Annotated in this window: 16 protein-coding genes and 1 pseudogene; 13 read left to right on the forward strand and 4 right to left on the reverse strand. The window is 61.2% G+C overall.

The window, feature by feature from the left end; translation table 11 throughout:
• The 12 genes from CLU88_RS21590 (at position 1) to greB (ending at position 11,913) form a co-directional block, all read left to right on the forward strand.
• Positions 1 to 420 (forward strand): hypothetical protein, encoded by a 420-nt coding sequence (locus tag CLU88_RS21590; protein WP_099658363.1) that lies wholly within the window; start codon positions 1 to 3, stop codon positions 418 to 420.
• Entirely contained in the window at positions 417 to 3,956 is a 3,540-nt protein-coding gene (locus tag CLU88_RS21595) for a hypothetical protein (protein WP_099658364.1), read from the forward strand. The genes CLU88_RS21590 and CLU88_RS21595 overlap by 4 nt, the downstream gene beginning before the upstream one ends.
• Positions 3,957 to 3,967: 11 nt before the next feature.
• On the forward strand, positions 3,968 to 5,152 hold the full coding sequence (locus CLU88_RS21600) for a hypothetical protein (protein WP_143226065.1): 1,185 nt from the start codon (positions 3,968 to 3,970) through the stop codon (positions 5,150 to 5,152).
• Position 5,153: 1 nt separating this feature from the next.
• Entirely contained in the window at positions 5,154 to 5,939 is a 786-nt protein-coding gene (locus tag CLU88_RS22910; protein ID WP_143226066.1) for a discoidin domain-containing protein, read from the forward strand.
• On the forward strand, positions 5,936 to 6,370 hold the full coding sequence (locus CLU88_RS21610; protein WP_099658366.1) for a hypothetical protein: 435 nt from the start codon (positions 5,936 to 5,938) through the stop codon (positions 6,368 to 6,370). The genes CLU88_RS22910 and CLU88_RS21610 overlap by 4 nt, the downstream gene beginning before the upstream one ends.
• An 11-nt stretch (positions 6,371 to 6,381) precedes the next feature.
• On the forward strand, positions 6,382 to 8,277 hold the full coding sequence (locus CLU88_RS21615; RefSeq protein ID WP_099658367.1) for a hypothetical protein: 1,896 nt from the start codon (positions 6,382 to 6,384) through the stop codon (positions 8,275 to 8,277).
• Positions 8,274 to 8,513, forward strand: a complete 240-nt coding sequence (locus CLU88_RS21620) for a hypothetical protein (RefSeq protein ID WP_099658368.1) — start codon at positions 8,274 to 8,276, stop codon at positions 8,511 to 8,513. The genes CLU88_RS21615 and CLU88_RS21620 overlap by 4 nt, the downstream gene beginning before the upstream one ends.
• 82 nt (positions 8,514 to 8,595) lie before the next feature.
• The gene (locus tag CLU88_RS21625) at positions 8,596 to 9,552 is read left to right on the forward strand and encodes a hypothetical protein (RefSeq protein ID WP_099658369.1); all 957 of its coding nucleotides are present in this window, start codon (positions 8,596 to 8,598) and stop codon (positions 9,550 to 9,552) included.
• 2 nt (positions 9,553 to 9,554) lie between these two features.
• On the forward strand, positions 9,555 to 10,073 hold the full coding sequence (locus tag CLU88_RS21630) for a hypothetical protein (RefSeq protein ID WP_233205550.1): 519 nt from the start codon (positions 9,555 to 9,557) through the stop codon (positions 10,071 to 10,073).
• On the forward strand, positions 10,070 to 10,240 hold the full coding sequence (locus CLU88_RS23025) for a hypothetical protein (protein ID WP_158235625.1): 171 nt from the start codon (positions 10,070 to 10,072) through the stop codon (positions 10,238 to 10,240). Before CLU88_RS21630 ends, CLU88_RS23025 begins: the two co-directional genes overlap by 4 nt.
• Before the next feature lie 174 nt (positions 10,241 to 10,414).
• The gene (locus tag CLU88_RS22915; RefSeq protein WP_143226067.1) at positions 10,415 to 11,095 is read left to right on the forward strand and encodes a hypothetical protein; all 681 of its coding nucleotides are present in this window, start codon (positions 10,415 to 10,417) and stop codon (positions 11,093 to 11,095) included.
• Between the two features lie 251 nt (positions 11,096 to 11,346).
• A complete protein-coding gene (gene greB / locus CLU88_RS21635; RefSeq protein WP_099658370.1) occupies positions 11,347 to 11,913 on the forward strand; it encodes a transcription elongation factor GreB in 567 nt (188 codons plus the stop codon).
• Between the two features lie 159 nt (positions 11,914 to 12,072).
• Here the strand turns inward: greB and CLU88_RS21640 are convergent, their stop codons facing one another.
• The 4 genes from CLU88_RS21640 to CLU88_RS21655 all read right to left on the reverse strand — a co-directional run bounded on the left by CLU88_RS21640 (position 12,073) and on the right by CLU88_RS21655 (position 16,239).
• On the reverse strand, positions 12,073 to 14,349 hold the full coding sequence (locus tag CLU88_RS21640) for a bifunctional (p)ppGpp synthetase/guanosine-3',5'-bis(diphosphate) 3'-pyrophosphohydrolase (RefSeq protein ID WP_099658371.1): 2,277 nt from the start codon (positions 14,347 to 14,349) through the stop codon (positions 12,073 to 12,075).
• A 94-nt stretch (positions 14,350 to 14,443) separates the two neighbouring features.
• Positions 14,444 to 14,647, reverse strand: coding sequence for a DNA-directed RNA polymerase subunit omega (gene rpoZ / locus CLU88_RS21645; protein WP_005794722.1), 204 nt, complete (start codon positions 14,645 to 14,647; stop codon positions 14,444 to 14,446).
• Between the two features lie 17 nt (positions 14,648 to 14,664).
• Positions 14,665 to 15,285, reverse strand: a complete 621-nt coding sequence (gene gmk, locus CLU88_RS21650) for a guanylate kinase (protein WP_099658372.1) — start codon at positions 15,283 to 15,285, stop codon at positions 14,665 to 14,667.
• 36 nt (positions 15,286 to 15,321) lie between these two features.
• Complete coding sequence (locus tag CLU88_RS21655; RefSeq protein WP_099658373.1) at positions 15,322 to 16,239, reverse strand: YicC/YloC family endoribonuclease; 918 nt, start codon at positions 16,237 to 16,239, stop codon at positions 15,322 to 15,324.
• A gap of 75 nt (positions 16,240 to 16,314) precedes the next feature.
• Between CLU88_RS21655 and CLU88_RS21660 the strand changes: the two are divergent.
• A pseudogene (locus CLU88_RS21660) lies at positions 16,315 to 17,330 on the forward strand (serine/threonine protein kinase).
• The last annotated feature ends 75 nt before the right edge of the window (positions 17,331 to 17,405 follow it).

Below are 17,405 nucleotides of genomic sequence, written 5' to 3' on the forward strand. Positions count from 1 at the left end.
ATGGATATCACCCTTACCAACGGCGGCGTGACTGTTGAACTGCCGTCCGACCTGATCTGGTCTGACGAGTTGACATGGTCATCCGTCGCGCAAAGCAAAGAGCGCGCGATCTTCGGCACTTTGGTCATCGATGCCATGGCCCGCAATGGTGGCCGTCCCATCACCTTGCAAGGCGATGGCGACAGCGCATGGATTACTCGCGGCACCTTGGAGGCCCTGAACCTTTGGGCGCGCACCCCTGGACTGCGCATGACGCTCGATGTGCGAGGCGAGGCTTTCACCGTGGTGTTCGACCACGGTGAAGAAGAAGAGACCCGTGCGATGGGGATGTCCGCCGTTATCGACTACGCGGACAAAGAAAACGGTGACTATTACTGCAGCCTGGTGCTGCGCTTTATTGAAGCGAGTGAAACCCTATGAGCATTCTCGAAGGCGATATCAAACTGCTGGCCAGCCGCGTGATGGCCGATGTGCCCGAAGGCGGCGGCGGCCCCACGGGTACCGAAATCCCTTTCGGCACCAGCAACGCAATCTTTGACGACATCACCGAAGTGGGCCGCGCTGGCGGCAATGTGTCTATTCGGCAGGTGCATATGGGCGTGCTCACGCCCAACACCGATGCGTTGCTGGATGCAAATGTCGTCCTGTCGCGCCTGCCCACTGACCCCAACGTGTCGGTCAGCCTTGCCAAGTGCAGCCTGTTTGCCCGCCGCAGTGAGATTGCCCAGGCCGTTGCCAATTACCTGATCCAGTCGGTGGTATGGAATGGCGCGCTGCTCGAGGACCATGTGGCCGGGCAAAAGTCCATCCAGATCTTCCACCGCCCTGGCACCGCAGTGCCCGACATTGGCCGCACCCTGGTGCTGGCCTACCAGGCGGGCACCAGCGGCGAGCGCGTGCAATACGTGCGCGTTACCCGCACTGAGACCAACCGCCGCACCTTCACGTACCAGCTCAACGGCTCCTTTGTGGACTTTGAGGCCGATGTCAGCAAGCTGGATCTGTCCGATTCGCTGCGCTACAACTTTCCGGGCTCATCGCCCAATCGCGAGTTTGCCAACCAAGCGGGCAAAACCATCGTGCGCGACACCACGGTGGCTGATGCTGCAGAGTATTACGGCGCATCGGCCATCACTACCGCAGCGACGCTGGGTGGCAACTCGGTGCGGGTGAGCAGCATCTACACCCAGCTGGTGCCCAGCTCTCGCACAGAGACCACCGCGCTCGACCAGCGCCCGGCCTCTGTGCGCTCCATGGTGCTGGCCACCGCGCCGCGCAACGTAGAGGTGGGCGTGGCCGCACACACCCGCCGCATTCGCATCAAGCAGAGCAACCGGGGTTCTTCGTTTGTTGCCCTGCTCAAGCCGCTGCCATTTGCGGGCACGGTGGTCATCAGCTACCGGGCGCTGGGGCGGTGGTACACCCTCACCGACGATGGTGCCGGTGTGCTGTCTGGTGCGGGCTCGGGCCGCGTTATTTACACCACGGGTAGCCTGGACATGACGCTGCAGGAGCTGCCTGATGACGGCAGCAGCATCATCATTCAGTGGGGTGAGGCTGTGGGGTTCACCAACCGCAGCGCCCAAGGCGCGCAGATCCGTGCGCCGGAATATGCCTGGCGCCTTGCGCATGGCGGGGTCAAGCGCAACTCGGTGATTTGGACCTGGCTATCGGGTGGCGTGATTCGCACGGCAACCGACAACGGCGCAGGCAAGATCACTGGCGCGGGGGTGGGGGAAGTCGACTACCCCTCCGGCTCTGTCTATCTGCGCCCGTCATACATGCTGGACCCTGGTGCTGAGATCTCTGTGGCGTACGAATACAGCACGCAGCAGGAAGAGGTGCTTCCAGCGCCTGCGGTGGATGTCACGGGCAGCATCACGCTCACGCTGGCCCAACAGCCGGTGGCGGGGTCTGTCGAGGTGGTTTGGGTGACTGCGCAAGAGGTCTCCAGCACCAGCGGTGGCACGCTCACGGCGGTGGACGCCACCAAGACGGTGACAGATGGCGTGACGCGCATTTGGCGGGATGAGTTCGCTCAGGATGGGGCTGTGCTCGGGTATCCGATCACTGGCGGTGTCATGGTGAGTTTTCCTGCGACATCCACGTCTGCCCAGCACTCCCGTGTGGCGCAGCAAGATGCCTCCAACAGTCGCCGCGTGATAGCGCTTAACCGTGCCACCGATGACGGCGCAGGCAACTTCTTGGCCCCGCTGGGCACAGTCAGCTACGCCGCCAAGACGATCAATCTGCGCGTGGTGAGCCTGGATTCGTCCACCGCCAGCTACAAGTCCGACTACGAAGATGCAAAGGCGTTTGAGACAGACGGCCCGGGGGCGAGTAATTCCAGCAACAACAAGGGCGGCGAGTACGGCACCTCTGCAGTCAGCGCCCAGCAGCTGGGCGCCGTCATCGTGCGGTATGCGGTGGCACCGCTGGCGCCCACTGCGGTCACTGAGTCTTATGTGCCGCCCGCCATCACTATCGACTTGTGCCCGTACACATCCGATCGCATCGTGCCCGGCAGCCTGCGCTTTGTGTGGATGGGTCACACCTATGACGATTTTGAAGGCGTGCTGTACCGGGGGCGCACCGACATTGCGCCAGGCATCGCCAGCGGGTCGGTGGACTACGCCGCAGGCCTTGCCACGCTGACCGACTATGTGGTCGGCACAGCGCCCGGCACCGTCACGCTGCAAAGTCTGTGGACGCGCCGCGCTGCCTGGAACACCGCTAGCGTGTTTTTCCGCACCCAGGCCGCGCCGATCAAGCCTGAGGGGCTGGTGCTCACGTTGGTGGACTTGTCGGGCAATGCCCTCACCGTTACATCGGCGGCAGACGGCACGCTCAGCGGCGACCATGCACGCGGCAAGATCGACTACGAAGGCGGCGACGGTGAGTTGCAGTTTGGCGACTATGTGGACGATGCCACGCTCACCGCCGCGCAAAAGGCCGAATGGTGGTACAGCGCCGCCGATGTGGGGGCAGTGCAGGCGGGCAAGATCTGGCGCCCCTTGCCTGTGGACCCGTCCACCCTGCGCTACAACAGCGTGGCCTACTTCTACTTGCCGCTGGATGCAGACATTTTGGGCATTGACCCTGTGCGCCTGCCGCCTGATGGCCGCGTGCCCATCTTCCGCGTGGGCGGCTTTGTGGTGGTGGGGCACACCGGCACCGTGCCTGCAGCCACTTACAGCAATAGCCAGACTATCAACTGCGCCCGCACCCGGCTCTCTCGGGTGTACCTCATCGGTGCCGATGGAAAGCTGATCCGCACGGGCTACACCGTGGACCTGGATGCAGGGTTGATTACCGTGGTGGATGCTGCCACATGGGTGCAGCCCGTCACTGTGCGTCACCGCATCGAAGAGATGACGCGCGTGGCAGATCTGCAGATTGACGGTACGCTGAAATTCACCAGTCAGCTCTCGCACGACTTCCCTTTGGGGTCCGTGGTTTCTAGTGCGCTGGTCGCTGGCTCGCTGCGCGCCCGGGCGCTGCCGGTGTGGGATCAGCTCAACTGGGATGGCGTCACCTGGCTCGACGCGGTGGGGCCAGTGGGCCCGGCAAGCGCGTCTTACAACGATGGTGTATTTCCGGTAGTGGTCACCAACGCCGGGGCGGTCACTGAGCGCTTTGCGCTGCGCGTGCTGGCGGGCGGCACCGATGTCGAAGTCATTGGCGAGCACGTCGGCAACCTTGGCACCTTCAGCCGCAATGCAGAAATCGCCCCCATCAACCCAGTCAGCGGCGCGCCTTACTTCCGTCTGCCAGCCGCTGGCTGGGGTAGCGGCTGGGCTGCAGGCAACGTGCTTTTCCTATCCACGGTGGGGGCTTTCTATGGTTTCGCCCTCATTCGGGCCGTGCAGCCCGGCATGGCCACGGGCACCGATTACGCCTTTGAAATCACCGAGCGCGGCGACATTGATCGCGCACCCACCACCCCAGTCATCTGATCGAGGTCATCATGGTTTTTACGTTTGATTCAACCCAGCTTGGTGCCCCGGTGCTCAGCGGCCTGCAAGGCGCTTTGCGAGGTGTTATCAAGGCCTGCGCCATCGATGGGTTTGGTGCGGGCGCTGTGGCAACGCTGACCGTCTCCGGTGGCGTGGCAACGGCAACTTATTCTGGCTCGCACCCGTTCAAAGTGGGCTATGTGGCCCAGTACGCAGGGGCTACGCCTGCGGCGCTCAATGGCAACAAGGTCATCTTGTCCATCACGGCCAACGCGGTCACCTTCGCAGCGCCTGGCGTGCCAGATGGTGCTGCCACCGGCTCCATCACCAGCAAGGCTGCGCCAGCGGGTTGGCAAGAACTGTTTGCAGGCACGCTCGCCAATGTGATCGCGCTCAAGCCCGCGGCGGTAGAGGCCACGGGCTGTGTGCTGCGCATTGACGACACAACCACCAGCACCGCCCGCATGGTCGGCTACGAAAGCATGAGCGATATCAACACGGGGGCGGGGCCTTTTCCGACCACTGCCCAGGTGTCCGGTGGGCTCTATCTGCCTAAGAGTGAGTTGACCACTTCGGCGGCACGCCCCTGGCGCATGTATGTCACTTCGCGCGCGATCATTTTGGCTATCGCCCCAAACTCTGCGCAGCCAACCTCTTATGGCGTGTACGTGCTGGGTGACTTCCCTTCCAATAAGGGGGTTGATCCATATGCATGCATCGTTTCAGGTGGCGGCACGGGTGTCACAAACGGGACCGGCAGCACTGTGTGGGACGGATCTGCTGCGGTGAGTTTTCCTGCAAGCACCAACTTCGGATGCTATGCAGCACGGGGGGCGCTGGGGATTGGTGGTTCCGTGGGTGTTATGAAGTTGGGGCCATTGGCGGGGGTGACGCGGGTTTTTAGCGGTGCTGTGACGTATCCACTCGCCACGCTCACGTTCCCGAACCCATCGGACAACTCGCTGCGTCTGGGGCCGGTGGATTTGTACATCGGTGGTGATCTGCGTGGTGTGCTGCCCGGCGTGTACCACTCGCCTCAGCCGGTGGCTATGGGTGGCTACTTCGGTGTTGGGCAACGCGTTGCGGGCCAGGGTGTCTATGAAGGCCGGGTGTTTGAGGCAATTTCTGTCGGTGATCCTGGTGGCCCTTCTACCGGGGTTCTATTCGTCGATGTGACTGGCCCTTGGGGGGTGTGACGTGGCGGCCCATTTGTATTGGAGGCTCACGTTCGACAGGGGGCCTGCGTCCACGGTGGACTTGCGCGAGGTGGGGTTCTTTGATGCTGCTGGTGTGGATGTGTCGGTTGGTGGGGTGGCTGCCGCAAGTAGTGAGTACGGTGGCGCCTACCTGATTGCCAATTTGTTCGACAAGAACACATCGACGCTGTATGCCACGGCCTCCGGTGTGGCTTATCCGCAGTGGGTGCAATATCGCTTTGCATCGCCCGTTGATGTGTACCGGGTGCGCTGCTACCCCAACAGTGGCTATTACCCTACGAATCCACGGCTTTCGTTTTCAGATGACGGGGTTGCATGGTCGGCCTTGGTGCCGCTGGTTGAGTTCTCTGGAGGGTTGGTTTCTGCGCTGGACACCATGCTGGGCGTTTCCGCACCGTATGGCGGGGTGGCGCTGGGCACTTCCAGGGCCACGTGGGCGTTCAGGTCTGTGCCCGGGCCCTTGAAGCTCTCCGTTGACCCCAAGCATCGCTCGGTTGCCGATATGGAATACGGCGGGTTCGGTCGCATCGTTGGCACCACCAAAACCAAGGCAGTCCCCAGCAACCTGCCCACCAAGGCCCGCGTGGTTTTGATCCACCAGCGCAGCAAGCTGCCCGTGCGTGAGGTGTGGAGCGACCCGGCTACGGGCGATTTCGCCTTTGATGGCATCGACACCCGTCAAGAGTTTTTGGCCCTTGCTGAAGATGCGGCGGGCAACTTCCGCCCTGTGGCTGCCAGCCGTCTGGTGCCTGAGGTGGCCCCATGAGTGCCGTGTGGGAAATTGGGCCAGAGGCAGCTGCCGCGCAGCTGGCCGCCACCATCACCCGCGCTGACCTGGGCGCTGGCTTTTCCCGGGTGCGCGTCTACTCAACGCCGCAGCCTGCATCGGTCACGGTGGCGCGCACTGATGCGCCACAGGCTGAGCTGGTGCTGCTCAAGCCATGTGCGGCCATCGTGGGTGGGGTCTTGGTGTTCAAGCCGCGCGACGTGGAGGGCACGCTGGTGCTGTCCACTGGCATGCCACGCTGGGCTGATTGGGTGGCTGCAGATGGCTCCATCATCGCCACCAGCAACTGCACCGACGCTGCCAACGGCGGCGGATGGCAGCTGCAAGGGGGCGACACCCCGCCCGGTGAAACATCGCCACTGCTCTACGCGGGCGGGCTGGTGCAGCTTGGCGCCACGGCGCTGACGTGAGGGCCTGACGTGTGGCAAGCACTGACCTACTTTTTGGCGCTGCAGCCAACCCACCGGGCAGCCCTGTTGAAATCGTCTTTGGCGACGACGACGCGGGCGGCGCTGGCACTGTCGTGCTGGGTGCTGCTGGCCGCATCACTGGCATGCGCGGCAGCGTGCCTGTGCGCAAGCTGGTGCGTGCGAATGCTGCTGGCCGCATCACGGGCATGCGAGGGGTGGCAGCTGTGGCTTATGACGTTAATGTGGCCCGCCCGCTGGTCAACATCGTGCAAAGCACGGCCCAGCAGGCACTGCCCGTGCGTGCTGCTGTGCTGGTGCGCTATGAGCAGGCCCAGCCACTGCAGGCGGTGGTGGCAAACGTGTGGCAAGGCGCTGTGCAGCGCTGTGCTCTGGTGCAAGTGCGGTTTGAGTGCGCCCAGCAGCTGCAGGCCGTGGTGGCCCAGCATTACCAGCAGGCCCTGCCCGTTGCTGCGCCGCCTGTGGCCCAGCGGTTTGAGCAAGCCCGCCCGCTGCGCCGGGCTGTGCAGCAGCAGTACCAGCAGGCCGCCCGCGTTGGCCTGGTGGCCCTGCAGCGCTTTGAGCAAGCACGCAGCCTGCGCAACTCTGCCGCCCAGCAGTACCAGCAGGCGGAGCGCGTGGGCGCTGTGGTGCTGGGTGGCTTTGGGCACGCTGCGCAGCTGGGGCGTCCGATTGCCGCCCGCTACGAAGAGGCTCGCAAGCCACCGCCAGGCGTTACCCCTGGCCCGGTGTTTCCGCAACCAGATCCCTGCTACGTGCCCAGCGTGCCTGTGCACCTGGTCTTTGATGAGCCGCACGACGCCAGCCAGCCCGTGGGGTTGGTCTTTGTGTGCGAGCGCCACACCCCAGGGCCTGACCCTGAAACGCCGCAGTTCGTTATCCCACTCTTGAGGGTCTACATGACAGTTCACACCATTGATGCGGTATTGCTGCCGAGTCTTGAGCGCTTGCCGCTCAAGGGCATCACCGTGTCTTCAGACGACGACGGTTTCGGCTGGAGCTTTACCGCGAGTGGGCCTGCAAATCCACTGCTTGAGATGCTCTCGCCTGTGAATGGCGAGCCAAAGCAGATCAAGGTGACTATTGACGGCATCGACTTTTTGTTTGCGGTCGAGCAGCCAGAGCGGTCGCGGCGGTTTCTGGAGCACGTGGTCCAGGTGCGTGGCAGCAGCGTCACTGCGCTCCTCGGATCGCCTCATGTGCCCGCAAGTACCTGGAGCACGACCACAGCGCTCACTGCCCAGCAAATCATCTTGCAGGCGCTGCAGTTCACCGGCGTGGATCTCGACTGGGGTATTGATGACTGGCTTGTTCCGGCCACGGCCTGGAGCCACCAGGGCACGCCGCTTTCTGTTGCACAGCGAGTGGCTGAAGCAGCCGGAGCAGTGCTTCGCAGCCACCGCACGCTGCCGCAGCTTCAGGTAGCGCCTCGCTTCCCGCACGCCCCGTGGGAGTGGGCTGGTGCAACTCCGAACGTGCGGATGCCAGGCCAGATCATCACAAACGATGGCCTGCAGACCACGGCGGGTGTCGAGTTCAACGCTGTGTACGTCTCCGGCAATGTGCAAGGGGCAATTGTTGGGCACGTTGTTCGCACCGGAACAGTGGGGGATGTGCTGGCGCCCGAGGTGTCAGAGCGGCTGGTGACCGACGTCACCTCGGCCCGTCAGCGGGGTATCTCTGTGCTGGCATCAGCAGCACTGAAGCGGCGGCACTCGATGACCGTGCCGTTGCTGACGGGCGGCACAAACCCTGGACTCATCCTGCCCGGCTATTTGATCGAAGTGCAGGAGCCGAGCGAAGTGTGGCGGGGCCTGGTTCGCGGGCTCACCGTTACCACTGGTGTGCCGACAGTGCGCCAGCAACTTGTGGTGGAGCGTACCGAATGACCGCCGCCATCAATTTGTTCTTGCGCTTCAAGGCCCTGCAATCGGAACTGCCCGTGATGACTGGGCAGATCCTGAGCGACGTGGGCGACGGTGTTGTCCGCGTCCAGATGACCAGCGGCGGCATCTTGCAGGCCCAGAACCCGACAGGTCTTGCAGTGGGTGTTCGCGTCTACGTGAAAGGAGGTGCGATCACGGGCGAGGCGCCAGATCTGCCGGTGATCCGCATCGAGGTTTAGCGCACCAACCATCAATCCCAACAGCCCGCCCGTGGCAACACAGGCGGGCTTTTTCTTTGTCCAACCCTGAAAGGAAAACACTATGAACCCCCTCAAGCGCTGGCGTTGGTGGGCCATCCTGGCCTTGCCGATCTTGGTCATCGCCGCAAACTCAATCGGCCCGGCTGGCTGGCGTGAGCCTGTCGTGAAATTGCTTTGGCTCTCATGGACGGCCCTGTGTGTGGCCCTGGCCCATAGTGCCCGCAAGGCACTGTTTGACTATGCGAACGGGCGGCAGGCGTGGCTCAAAGCGCTGGAGCATCCCATCGGCGCCGGGCTGGCCTTCCTGGGCCTTTGTGTTGTCGCTGCGGTGCTGGTGCTGGCCTTCACGGGCTTTGCGCGTGCGCAGGGCGTGCCATTGCCCGCCCAGCAGCTGGCCCCGCTGGTCGTGCAAGAGATTGAGCAGCATTGGCCCGCGCTGCCTCGGCGCAGCTACGTGGGGGCATTGATCGAGAAGGAAACGTGCCGCTCGATCACACACCCCCAGTGCTGGAGCACGACCGCGCGCCTGAAGACCAGCCGGGAAGAGGGCGCGGGTCTCGGCCAGATCACTCGCACCTGGCGTGCTGATGGCTCGCCCCGTTTCGATGCCTTGGCTGAGACTCAGGCATTGGCGCCGGATGCCCTGCGCGAGTGGTCTTGGGACAACGTGTACACGCGGGCCGAGCTGGGCGTGCGTGGCATCTTGGTAAAGCTGCGCGACTGCCATGCGCGCATCGAGGCGCTGGGCGTGGTTGAGCCCATGGAGCGCCTGGCGATGTGTGACGCCGCCTACAACGGCGGCTGGGGTGGGCTGGCCCAAGACCGCCACCTGTGCGCATTGACTGCTGGATGTGACCCCCAACGCTGGTTTGGGCACGTGGAGCACCACAGCAACAAAAGCCGCACCCCTTGGCAGGGCTACGGCGCCAGCGCTTTCGACATCAATCGCGCCCATGTGCGCGCGACAGTGCTGCTGGAGCCCAGGCGCTGGCGGTATGCGCAGTGGTTGGGGGTTTGATCGTGCTCGACAAGATCAAAGCCTATGGCTTCCAGGCCGCAGCGCTGGTGCTTGGCGTGCTTCTGCTGGTGCAGACCGCCCGCTTTCATGTCGAGCAGCTGGAACACGAAAAGCTCAAGACCTCAATTGTCCAGGCCGTGAAGGCCCAGGCCACGGCAACGCTCAAGGGTGAGCGCTTGACCGCAGGAAAAGAGGCCGCACACGCTCAGCAAACACAGGAGAACTCCGATGAATTCACGACTTCACAGCCGGTGCGCGATGCCGTGCACCGTGTTGATCTTGCTCGCGCTGAGCGCGTGCGGATCGATGCCGAGCGCAGAGCCGCCACCTATCGAGCGCAAGCCGAGGGCAACGCCGCTGCCTGCAGCAATTTGGCAGATCGACTTGCAGCCTTCGACCGACAGCTTGTCGAGGGGGTTGCTGTGGTCGGAGCGCTCCGAGCAGACCTTACGAGGCGAGACGCTGAAGTAGTCCTGCTGCGCAAGCAGGTCGACGTCGAGCGCGCCCTGCTGGCGCCATGAGTCCGCAACTTCAAGCGCGGGGCGCTGCCCGTGGCCGCAAGTACGAGCGGCGACAACAACAGCGCTTGCGCCATGAGTTGCGCGAACGACAAAGAGACATCGAAAGCCGGGCTTCCCGGCATGTGATGCCTCTAGGCGAGGTAGCGCCACCGCTGCGCATCTACTGAAGTACTCCCTGTAGCATCTGCACTCATCCACCTCAGTGAAAGGCGCAAGATGGCAGGGCAGGCGAAAATAAAAAGTAACAAGGCGCGCGATTTAGCCTTGGCAAAGTCACCATTCTGTATATTTTGTGGAGGTAGAGTATCAGCGACCACTGTGGATCACTGCCCCCTCGCAGTGTGTTTGTTGATCGCAGTTGGCCGGAAAATTTCATTTTTCCAGCGTGCGCGATTTGTAATGGCGAATCAAGAGAGTCTGAGAACATTCTTGGATTTCTATCTCGGCTTTATTCCGCCAAGGATTCTCTGAGCGAGGAGGCGCAGCTCAACAAATACATCGATACGCTGGCTAGCAACTATCCCCAGGAGATGAGGTCAATGATGGGCCTCTCAGTTGTAGAGAAGCGGCGCGCTGCCAAAAATATAAAACTAAGGTTGCCTCCAGGCTATACCCATAGGGACTTGCCGGTGGTTCGGCTCCCAAAATCCTGGGTTAGGATGGTTGAGGATTTTGGCAAAAAGCTAACAAAAGCAATTCATTTCCACGAAACGGGAATTATTTGTTCGCATGATGGTGGTGTTTGGTCTAGTTTTATTGCTAATGCTGCAGAAATACAATCGCCCATAAATCGTGATTTTCTTGCGAAGCTTGGTAGAACTCATGAAATCCAAAGGTCAAACAAAGATTTGTCGGATCAGTTTTCATATTTAACTGAGCGAACTTCTGATGGGGCATCTGCAATTTACGTGTTTGCATTTAATAGGTCATTTAAGTTGATATGCTTTTATGACAATGATGGAGATAAGGTCGCTAAATTTGCAGAGCAATACGCGCAGGATCGGGGCCTCCAAGATGAGTGACCCCCAGCAACTTTGGGGGAGTTCTGGGGGACTGGCGGCAGAATTCCAGTACATTACAGTGCAAGATTCGTCGGAACGAACGGCGATCAATTAAGTAAAATCAAGCACTTGCAGACGGCTTGCAAACTACGAACCAAGGGGTCGTGGGTTCGATTCCTGCCAGCCGCACCAATGTTTAAAGCCTGCAACTGAAAAGTTGCAGGCTTTTTCATTTGTCTGATCGCTTGATTCTTTTTGGGGATGAGCGCGCTATGAGTAAAGCCTTTACCAAAGAGTCTGATGGGGATGAGGGTGATGAAGTCGCTCTGTCTCCCATCCCCGCAGGTGGAAAAAACTACATCACACCCGCTGGATATGCCCGTTTGCGTTCTGAGCTGCTGGACCTCATCGACAACGAGCGGCCCAAGGTGGTTGAGACGGTGCACTGGGCGGCCAGCAATGGTGACCGCTCGGAGAATGGTGACTACCTGTATGGCAAAAAGCGCCTGCGCGAGATAGATCGGCGCATTCGATTTTTGACCAAGCGGCTAGAGATTGCCGAGGTGGTCGATCCCAGTTTGCACGCGGGCAGTGACCAAGTCTTCTTTGGCGCAACGGTCACCTATGGCGACGATGAAGGCATCGACCGCACCATCACCATCATGGGGATTGACGAGGCCGATAGCCATGCGGGCCAAGTCAGTTGGATTTCTCCAGTCGCACGTGCGCTGCTCAAGGCGCGTGTGGGCGATGAGGTGCCTTTGCCTACGCCGGGCGGGGTGCGGTCGTTGGAGGTTTTGTCCGTGACTTATCCAAAGCCTGTGTTATCCGGCTATTGATCCGGCACGAACCTACTTGAACCGTTCACACTGAGCTCGCCGAAGCACCGCGCAAGGTTTTGACAAGCTCAACCCGAACGGATATTTCAAGTACAAAGAGGCTGCTCAATAAGACCCAAGCCATCCTGACTGGTGGATGGCTTGAGGTGCTTGTGGTTGTCAGGTGGCTTGCGGAGTGATCCGTGAGGCGCGAAGGACCGCCTGGGTGCGGCGGAGGTTGCGCAGTGCGGCTTCCAGGTGGGCTTGGTCTCTGACGGCGACGATGAAGCGCAGGTCGGTGGTGTCCAGGGCGACCTCATCGTCCATGTCCACATGGGTGATGTCCGCTTCGGAGTTGGCGAGTTCCTGTGCTATGCGCGCCAGCACGCCCTTGCCATTGGCAACGGTGACTACCACGCCGGTTTCAAACATGCGTATTGGCTCATCGGCCCAGTCCACTGCGATGAAGCGTTCGCTGTCTTTGTGCTGCAGCCGCTTGGCCACACTGCAGTGGGCGTTGTGTACAACCAGTCCCTCACCGCGTCCCAGGTAGCCCACGATGCGATCCCCGGGCACAGGGCGGCAGCAGGGTGCGTACTGCACGGACGCGTTTTCACTGCCATCCAGCGTGACGGCCCCCTGTGACAACGTCTCGTGAGAGGTGTAGCGTTCTCGGGTGAGCAGCAGTGCGTCAGGGCGATGCCCGGTTTCGCCCAGCAGCACCACCAGCCGTTTGGCCACGATGCCTGCGATGCGTTTGCCCAATCCCAGATCTGTCATGAGCTCACTGCGATTACGGTTACCCGTGAATCGCAGCAGTCTTTCCCATAGGACATGTGTGTCGCCCTCATCCGGCGGCAGTTGCTCCAGGCCCTCGGCCCGAATGGCTTGGGTGAGCAGCTTTTCGCCCAGGCCCTCGGACTCGGTTTGGGCCAGGGTTTTGAGGTAGTGGCGAATTTTGGAGCGTGCGCGCCCCGTGCGCACAAACCCTAGCCAAGCGGGGTTGGGTGTGGACACGGGGGCTGTGATGATTTCCACCACATCGCCGTTCTTGAGCTCGGTGCGCAGGGGAACCTGCTCATTGTTGATTTTGGCTGCGGTCGTGCGGTCGCCCACGTTGCTGTGGATGGCGTAAGCGAAGTCCACCACGGTCGCGCCACGGGGCAGGGCCATGATTTGGCTCTTGGGTGTGAAGACGTACACCGCGTCTGGGAACAGATCCACTTTGACGTGGTCCCAGAATTCGGCCGCGTCCCGGGTTTCATTCTGGATGTCCAGCAGCGATTGCAGCCATTTGGTGCCCAATCGCTCTGCCGATGTTCCGTCGGTGTCCTGCGCCTTGTAGAGCCAATGCGCAGCCACACCGGCTTCGGCGATCACGTGCATTTCGTCGGTGCGCATCTGGAACTCAATGTTCACCCCGGATGGGCCCACCAGGGTGGTGTGCAAAGACTGGTAGCCATTGAGCTTGGCAATCGCAATATGGTCCTTGAACTTGCCCGGCACGGGCTTGTACATCTGGTGCAGTACTCCCAGTGCGGTGTAGCAGTCCGTCACGGTGGGCACGATCACGCGAAAGCCGTAGATGTCTGTGACCTGCGCAAAGCTCAGGTGCTTGAGGTCCATCTTTTGGTAGATGGCATACAGCGTTTTCTCGCGGCCCGCGAGACGGACCTTCATGCCGATGCGATTGAAGGCGGCATCGACTTCTGTTTGTACCTTTTGCACCAGGTCGCGCCGCCTGTTGCGTGATTTGTTCACGGCTTTGGACAGCGTGGCGTAGCGCCAAGGGTGCAGGTGCCTGAAAGACAGGTCTTGCAACTCCCGATAAGTCTGGTTCAGCCCCAGGCGGTGCGCGATGGGGGCATAGATTTCGAGGGTCTCGGAGGAAATGCGCCCCCATTTGCTGCGCGGCATGTCCGACAGCGTGCGCATGTTGTGCGTGCGGTCGGCCAGCTTGATGAGGATAACGCGCACATCGCGCGCCATGGCCAGCAGCATTTTGCGAAACGACTCGGCCTGGTTTTCTTCGCGGGTGTTGAACTGCAGCTTGTCCAGCTTGGTCAGCCCGTCCACCAGCTCGGCCACTGGCGCACCAAAGCGGTCGATCAAATCAGCCTTGGTCACGCCGCAATCTTCCATGGCGTCGTGGAGCAGCGCTGCCATCAGGGCTTGGGCATCGAGCTTCCAGGTGGCGCATTGGGCCGCCACTGCGATGGGGTGGGTGATGTAGGGTTCGCCGCTGTTGCGCAACTGGCCCAGGTGGGCCTCGTCTGCAAAGCGATAGGCCTGGCGCACCTGCTCAATGCTGGTGGCGTCCAGGTAGTCCAGGTTTTCTGTCAGCGCAGCAAAGCTGGCTGCAGCTGCGTTGGCGGCTGCAGTGGTTTGGCTGGCAGGGGATTGGCTGTCGCCAGGTCGGGTCTGCGTTGCAGAAGTTGAATTGAGCACCGCGTTCATGCCTTAAATGTAGCGTGGGAGCGCGCGGGCCGACGGGGAAGCAAAAAAAAGCACCGCAGGGCGGTGCTTTTCGGAGGGCATTGCCTGACAAAGCTCAACCGGGAACCTTCTTGAGCATTTCCAGGCCGACTTTGCCTTCGGCGATTTCGCGCAGGGCTGTCACGGCAGGCTTGTTGCGGCTTTCGATGCGAGGGGCGTGGCCCTGGCTCAGCATGCGTGCGCGGTACGTGGCGGCCAACACAAGCTGGAAGCGGTTGGGGATCTTTTCCAGACAGTCTTCTACGGTGATGCGTGCCATCGTTTTACTCCGGGGATTCAGGTGATATTGAGCGACTTGAAGGTGTCAGCACGGGCGCGGCGCTGTGCGGCGTACTTGAGTCGCTGGGCGTGAACTACGGCTTTCAGGTCGAAAAGCGCGCGCTCAAACAACTCGTTGATTATAACGAAGTCGAATTTGTTGGCCTGTTCCATCTCGGTGGCTGCATTTTTTAGCCGCAACTCGATGGTTTCTGGAGAGTCTTCGCCGCGCCGCTCTAGGCGGGAGCGCAATTCCTCCCAGCTCGGGGGCAGGATGAACACCAGCACCGCATTGGCAAAGGCCTGTTTGACTTGGAGTGCGCCTTGGAAGTCGATTTCCAGAATCACGTCAGCCCCTTGGGCGATGCGCTCTTCAATGGCCTTTTTGGAGGTGCCATAGCGGTTGCCGTGCACCAAAGCCCATTCCACAAAGGCGTTGCCCTGCACCATGGCGTCAAACTCTGACTGCGATGCGAAGAAGTATTCGCGGCCGTGCTTTTCTTGCCCGCGGGGCGCGCGTGTGGTGTGCGAGATGGAGGGGCTCACACGCGAGTCCAACTCCAAAAGGGCTTTGACAAGGCTGGATTTGCCCGCCCCGCTGGGGGCTGCAACAACGAATAAATTTCCGGGATAGTCCATAGCTGGTAAGCGCTAAGCGCTATCAAAAAATGAGTGTTACTCGATATTTTGCACTTGTTCGCGCATCTGCTCGATCAGCACCTTCATGTCCACGCTGATGCGGGTCAGGTCCAGTGCTGCAGATTTGGAGCCCATGGTGTTGGCTTCGCGGTGCAATTCCTGGATGAGGAAGTCCAGGCGCTTGCCGACTTCTCCGCCTTTTTTCATCAGACGCTCAATTTCGTCCAGGTGCGATTCCAGTCGCGTGATTTCTTCGGCCACATCAATGCGAATGGCAAAGGCAGTGGCTTCGGTCAACGCACGGTCGCGGGCTGCTTCGGGCAGGGTGGAGCCGTCGGTCAACGCCATGGCTTCCTTCCAGCGCTCCATGAAGCGCTGGCGCTGCTGCTCCACCAGTTGGGGCACCAGCGGCACGGCCTGCTGGGCCAGCACGCGCAGTTGCTTTGCGCGGTCCAGCACCATGGCGGCCAGCCGTTTGCCTTCGCGCTCGCGGGCGGCCAGCAGGGCGGTGAGGGCTTCTTCGGCCAGGGCGGGCACAGCCTCGCTCCAGTCTTCCGATCCTGTGTTGGCGTTGGCGCACAGGCGCAGGGCATCGGCCACGCTCAGTGGTGCGGCGCCTGGCAGCCAGGCCTTGACGGAGTCTTGCAAGGTGTTGAGGCGCTGCAGCAGGCGCGCTGGCGGGTCTTGCAGGGTGTTGCTGTCTTCGTTTTCAATGGCCGCACGCACTTCGACCTTGCCGCGCTTGAGGCGGGCTGTGAGCAGACTGCGCAGCGTGGGCTCCAGCGCGCGCAGGTCGTCGGGCAGGCGAAAGGACAGGTCCAGAAAGCGGCTGTTGACCGAACGGATCTCCAGGCCCAGCCTGCGATTTTGGGGGGCGCGGCCCTCGGTTTCAGCGCCAGCGGCAGACGCGCCTTGCTGTGCACTGGCGTATCCGGTCATGCTGTAAACTGGCATTGGACTTTTTGATGGTTGCTTGCGATCCGGCGATTATCCGGGTTCCGCCTTACCCCCGAGTCATCTTCGCAAAATATGTCAAAAATCAAGCCGGCTCCATTGCCGCCAGACACCGTTCTTGGTGGGTACCGCGTGGTTCGCAGGGTCTCCTCGGGGGCTTTGGTGTGGTGTACCTCGCCATGGACCCTGAGGGCCAGCAGGTCGCCATCAAGGAATACCTGCCATCGTCTCTGGCCACGCGCGGGCCGGGCGAGTTGCTGCCCAAGGTGCCCTCCGAAAAGCTCTCGCTGTACCGATTGGGGCTCAAAAGCTTCTTTGAAGAAGGGCGCTCGCTGGCGCAGATCTCGCACGCCTCGGTGGTCAGCGTGCTCAACTTCTTTCGAGAAAACGAAACCGTCTACATGGTGATGAATTATCTGGAGGGCGCGACCCTGCAGGATTTCATCATCACCGCACGCGATTTGAAGACGCAGAAGGTCTTTCGCGAGTCCACCATCCGCTCGTTGTTTGACGAGGTGTTGCGTGGCCTGCGCATCGTGCACCAGCACAAGATGCTGCACCTCGATATCAAGCCCGCCAACATCTTCATCACCGACGACAACAAGGCCGTGTTGATTGACTTTGGTGCTGCGCGTGAAGTGCTGAGCAAAGAGGGCAACTTCATCCGCCCGATGTACACCCCCGGCTTTGCGGCTCCCGAGATGTACCGGCGCGACTCCTCCATGGGACCTTGGACGGACATTTACGCCATCGGCGCATGCATCTACGCTTGCATGCAAGGGTTCCCGCCCAACGAGGCGCCGCAGCGCATCGAAAAAGACCGCCTCTCGCTGGCGCTGACCAAGCTGCGTGGCGTGTACTCTGACAACCTGATCGAGGTGGTGGAGTGGTGCATGGCGCTGGACCCCTTGTCGCGCCCGCAGTCGGTGTTCGCCCTGCAAAAGGAACTGAGCCGTGAGGGCGAGCGCCGTTACACCAAGCTCACGGTGGCCGAAAAAATGCGCCTGCAGCTGGACACCCTGGTGTCTGACACCAAAAAGAACGTGCAAAAGGTGGGTGAAGCCACCGGCATCGGAGCCAAGCCCAAATGAAGGCGACCCACGCAAAGCGGGTTGGGGCAAGGCACATCTTCATTGACGATGCCAGCGTGCATCCTTGTTTGCGTG

Origin of the sequence: Acidovorax sp. 56 (assembly GCF_002749705.1) — a bacterium.
In the GTDB taxonomy this organism is placed as follows: domain Bacteria; phylum Pseudomonadota; class Gammaproteobacteria; order Burkholderiales; family Burkholderiaceae_C; genus Acidovorax.

Bases quoted from the DNA above. Each gene is read 5' to 3' on its own strand.
- CLU88_RS21590 (WP_099658363.1), top strand. From the start codon at position 1: ATGGATATCACCCTTACCAACGGCGGCGTGACTGTTGAACTGCCGTCC.
- CLU88_RS21595 (WP_099658364.1), top strand. From the start codon at position 417: ATGAGCATTCTCGAAGGCGATATCAAACTGCTGGCCAGCCGCGTGATG.
- CLU88_RS21600 (WP_143226065.1), top strand. From the start codon at position 3,968: ATGGTTTTTACGTTTGATTCAACCCAGCTTGGTGCCCCGGTGCTCAGC.
- CLU88_RS21610 (WP_099658366.1), top strand. From the start codon at position 5,936: ATGAGTGCCGTGTGGGAAATTGGGCCAGAGGCAGCTGCCGCGCAGCTG.
- CLU88_RS21620 (WP_099658368.1), top strand. From the start codon at position 8,274: ATGACCGCCGCCATCAATTTGTTCTTGCGCTTCAAGGCCCTGCAATCG.
- CLU88_RS21625 (WP_099658369.1), top strand. From the start codon at position 8,596: ATGAACCCCCTCAAGCGCTGGCGTTGGTGGGCCATCCTGGCCTTGCCG.
- CLU88_RS23025 (WP_158235625.1), top strand. From the start codon at position 10,070: ATGAGTCCGCAACTTCAAGCGCGGGGCGCTGCCCGTGGCCGCAAGTAC.
- greB (WP_099658370.1), top strand. From the start codon at position 11,347: ATGAGTAAAGCCTTTACCAAAGAGTCTGATGGGGATGAGGGTGATGAA.
- CLU88_RS21640 (WP_099658371.1), bottom strand. From the start codon at position 14,349: ATGAACGCGGTGCTCAATTCAACTTCTGCAACGCAGACCCGACCTGGC.
- rpoZ (WP_005794722.1), bottom strand. From the start codon at position 14,647: ATGGCACGCATCACCGTAGAAGACTGTCTGGAAAAGATCCCCAACCGC.
- gmk (WP_099658372.1), bottom strand. From the start codon at position 15,285: ATGGACTATCCCGGAAATTTATTCGTTGTTGCAGCCCCCAGCGGGGCG.
- CLU88_RS21655 (WP_099658373.1), bottom strand. From the start codon at position 16,239: ATGCCAGTTTACAGCATGACCGGATACGCCAGTGCACAGCAAGGCGCG.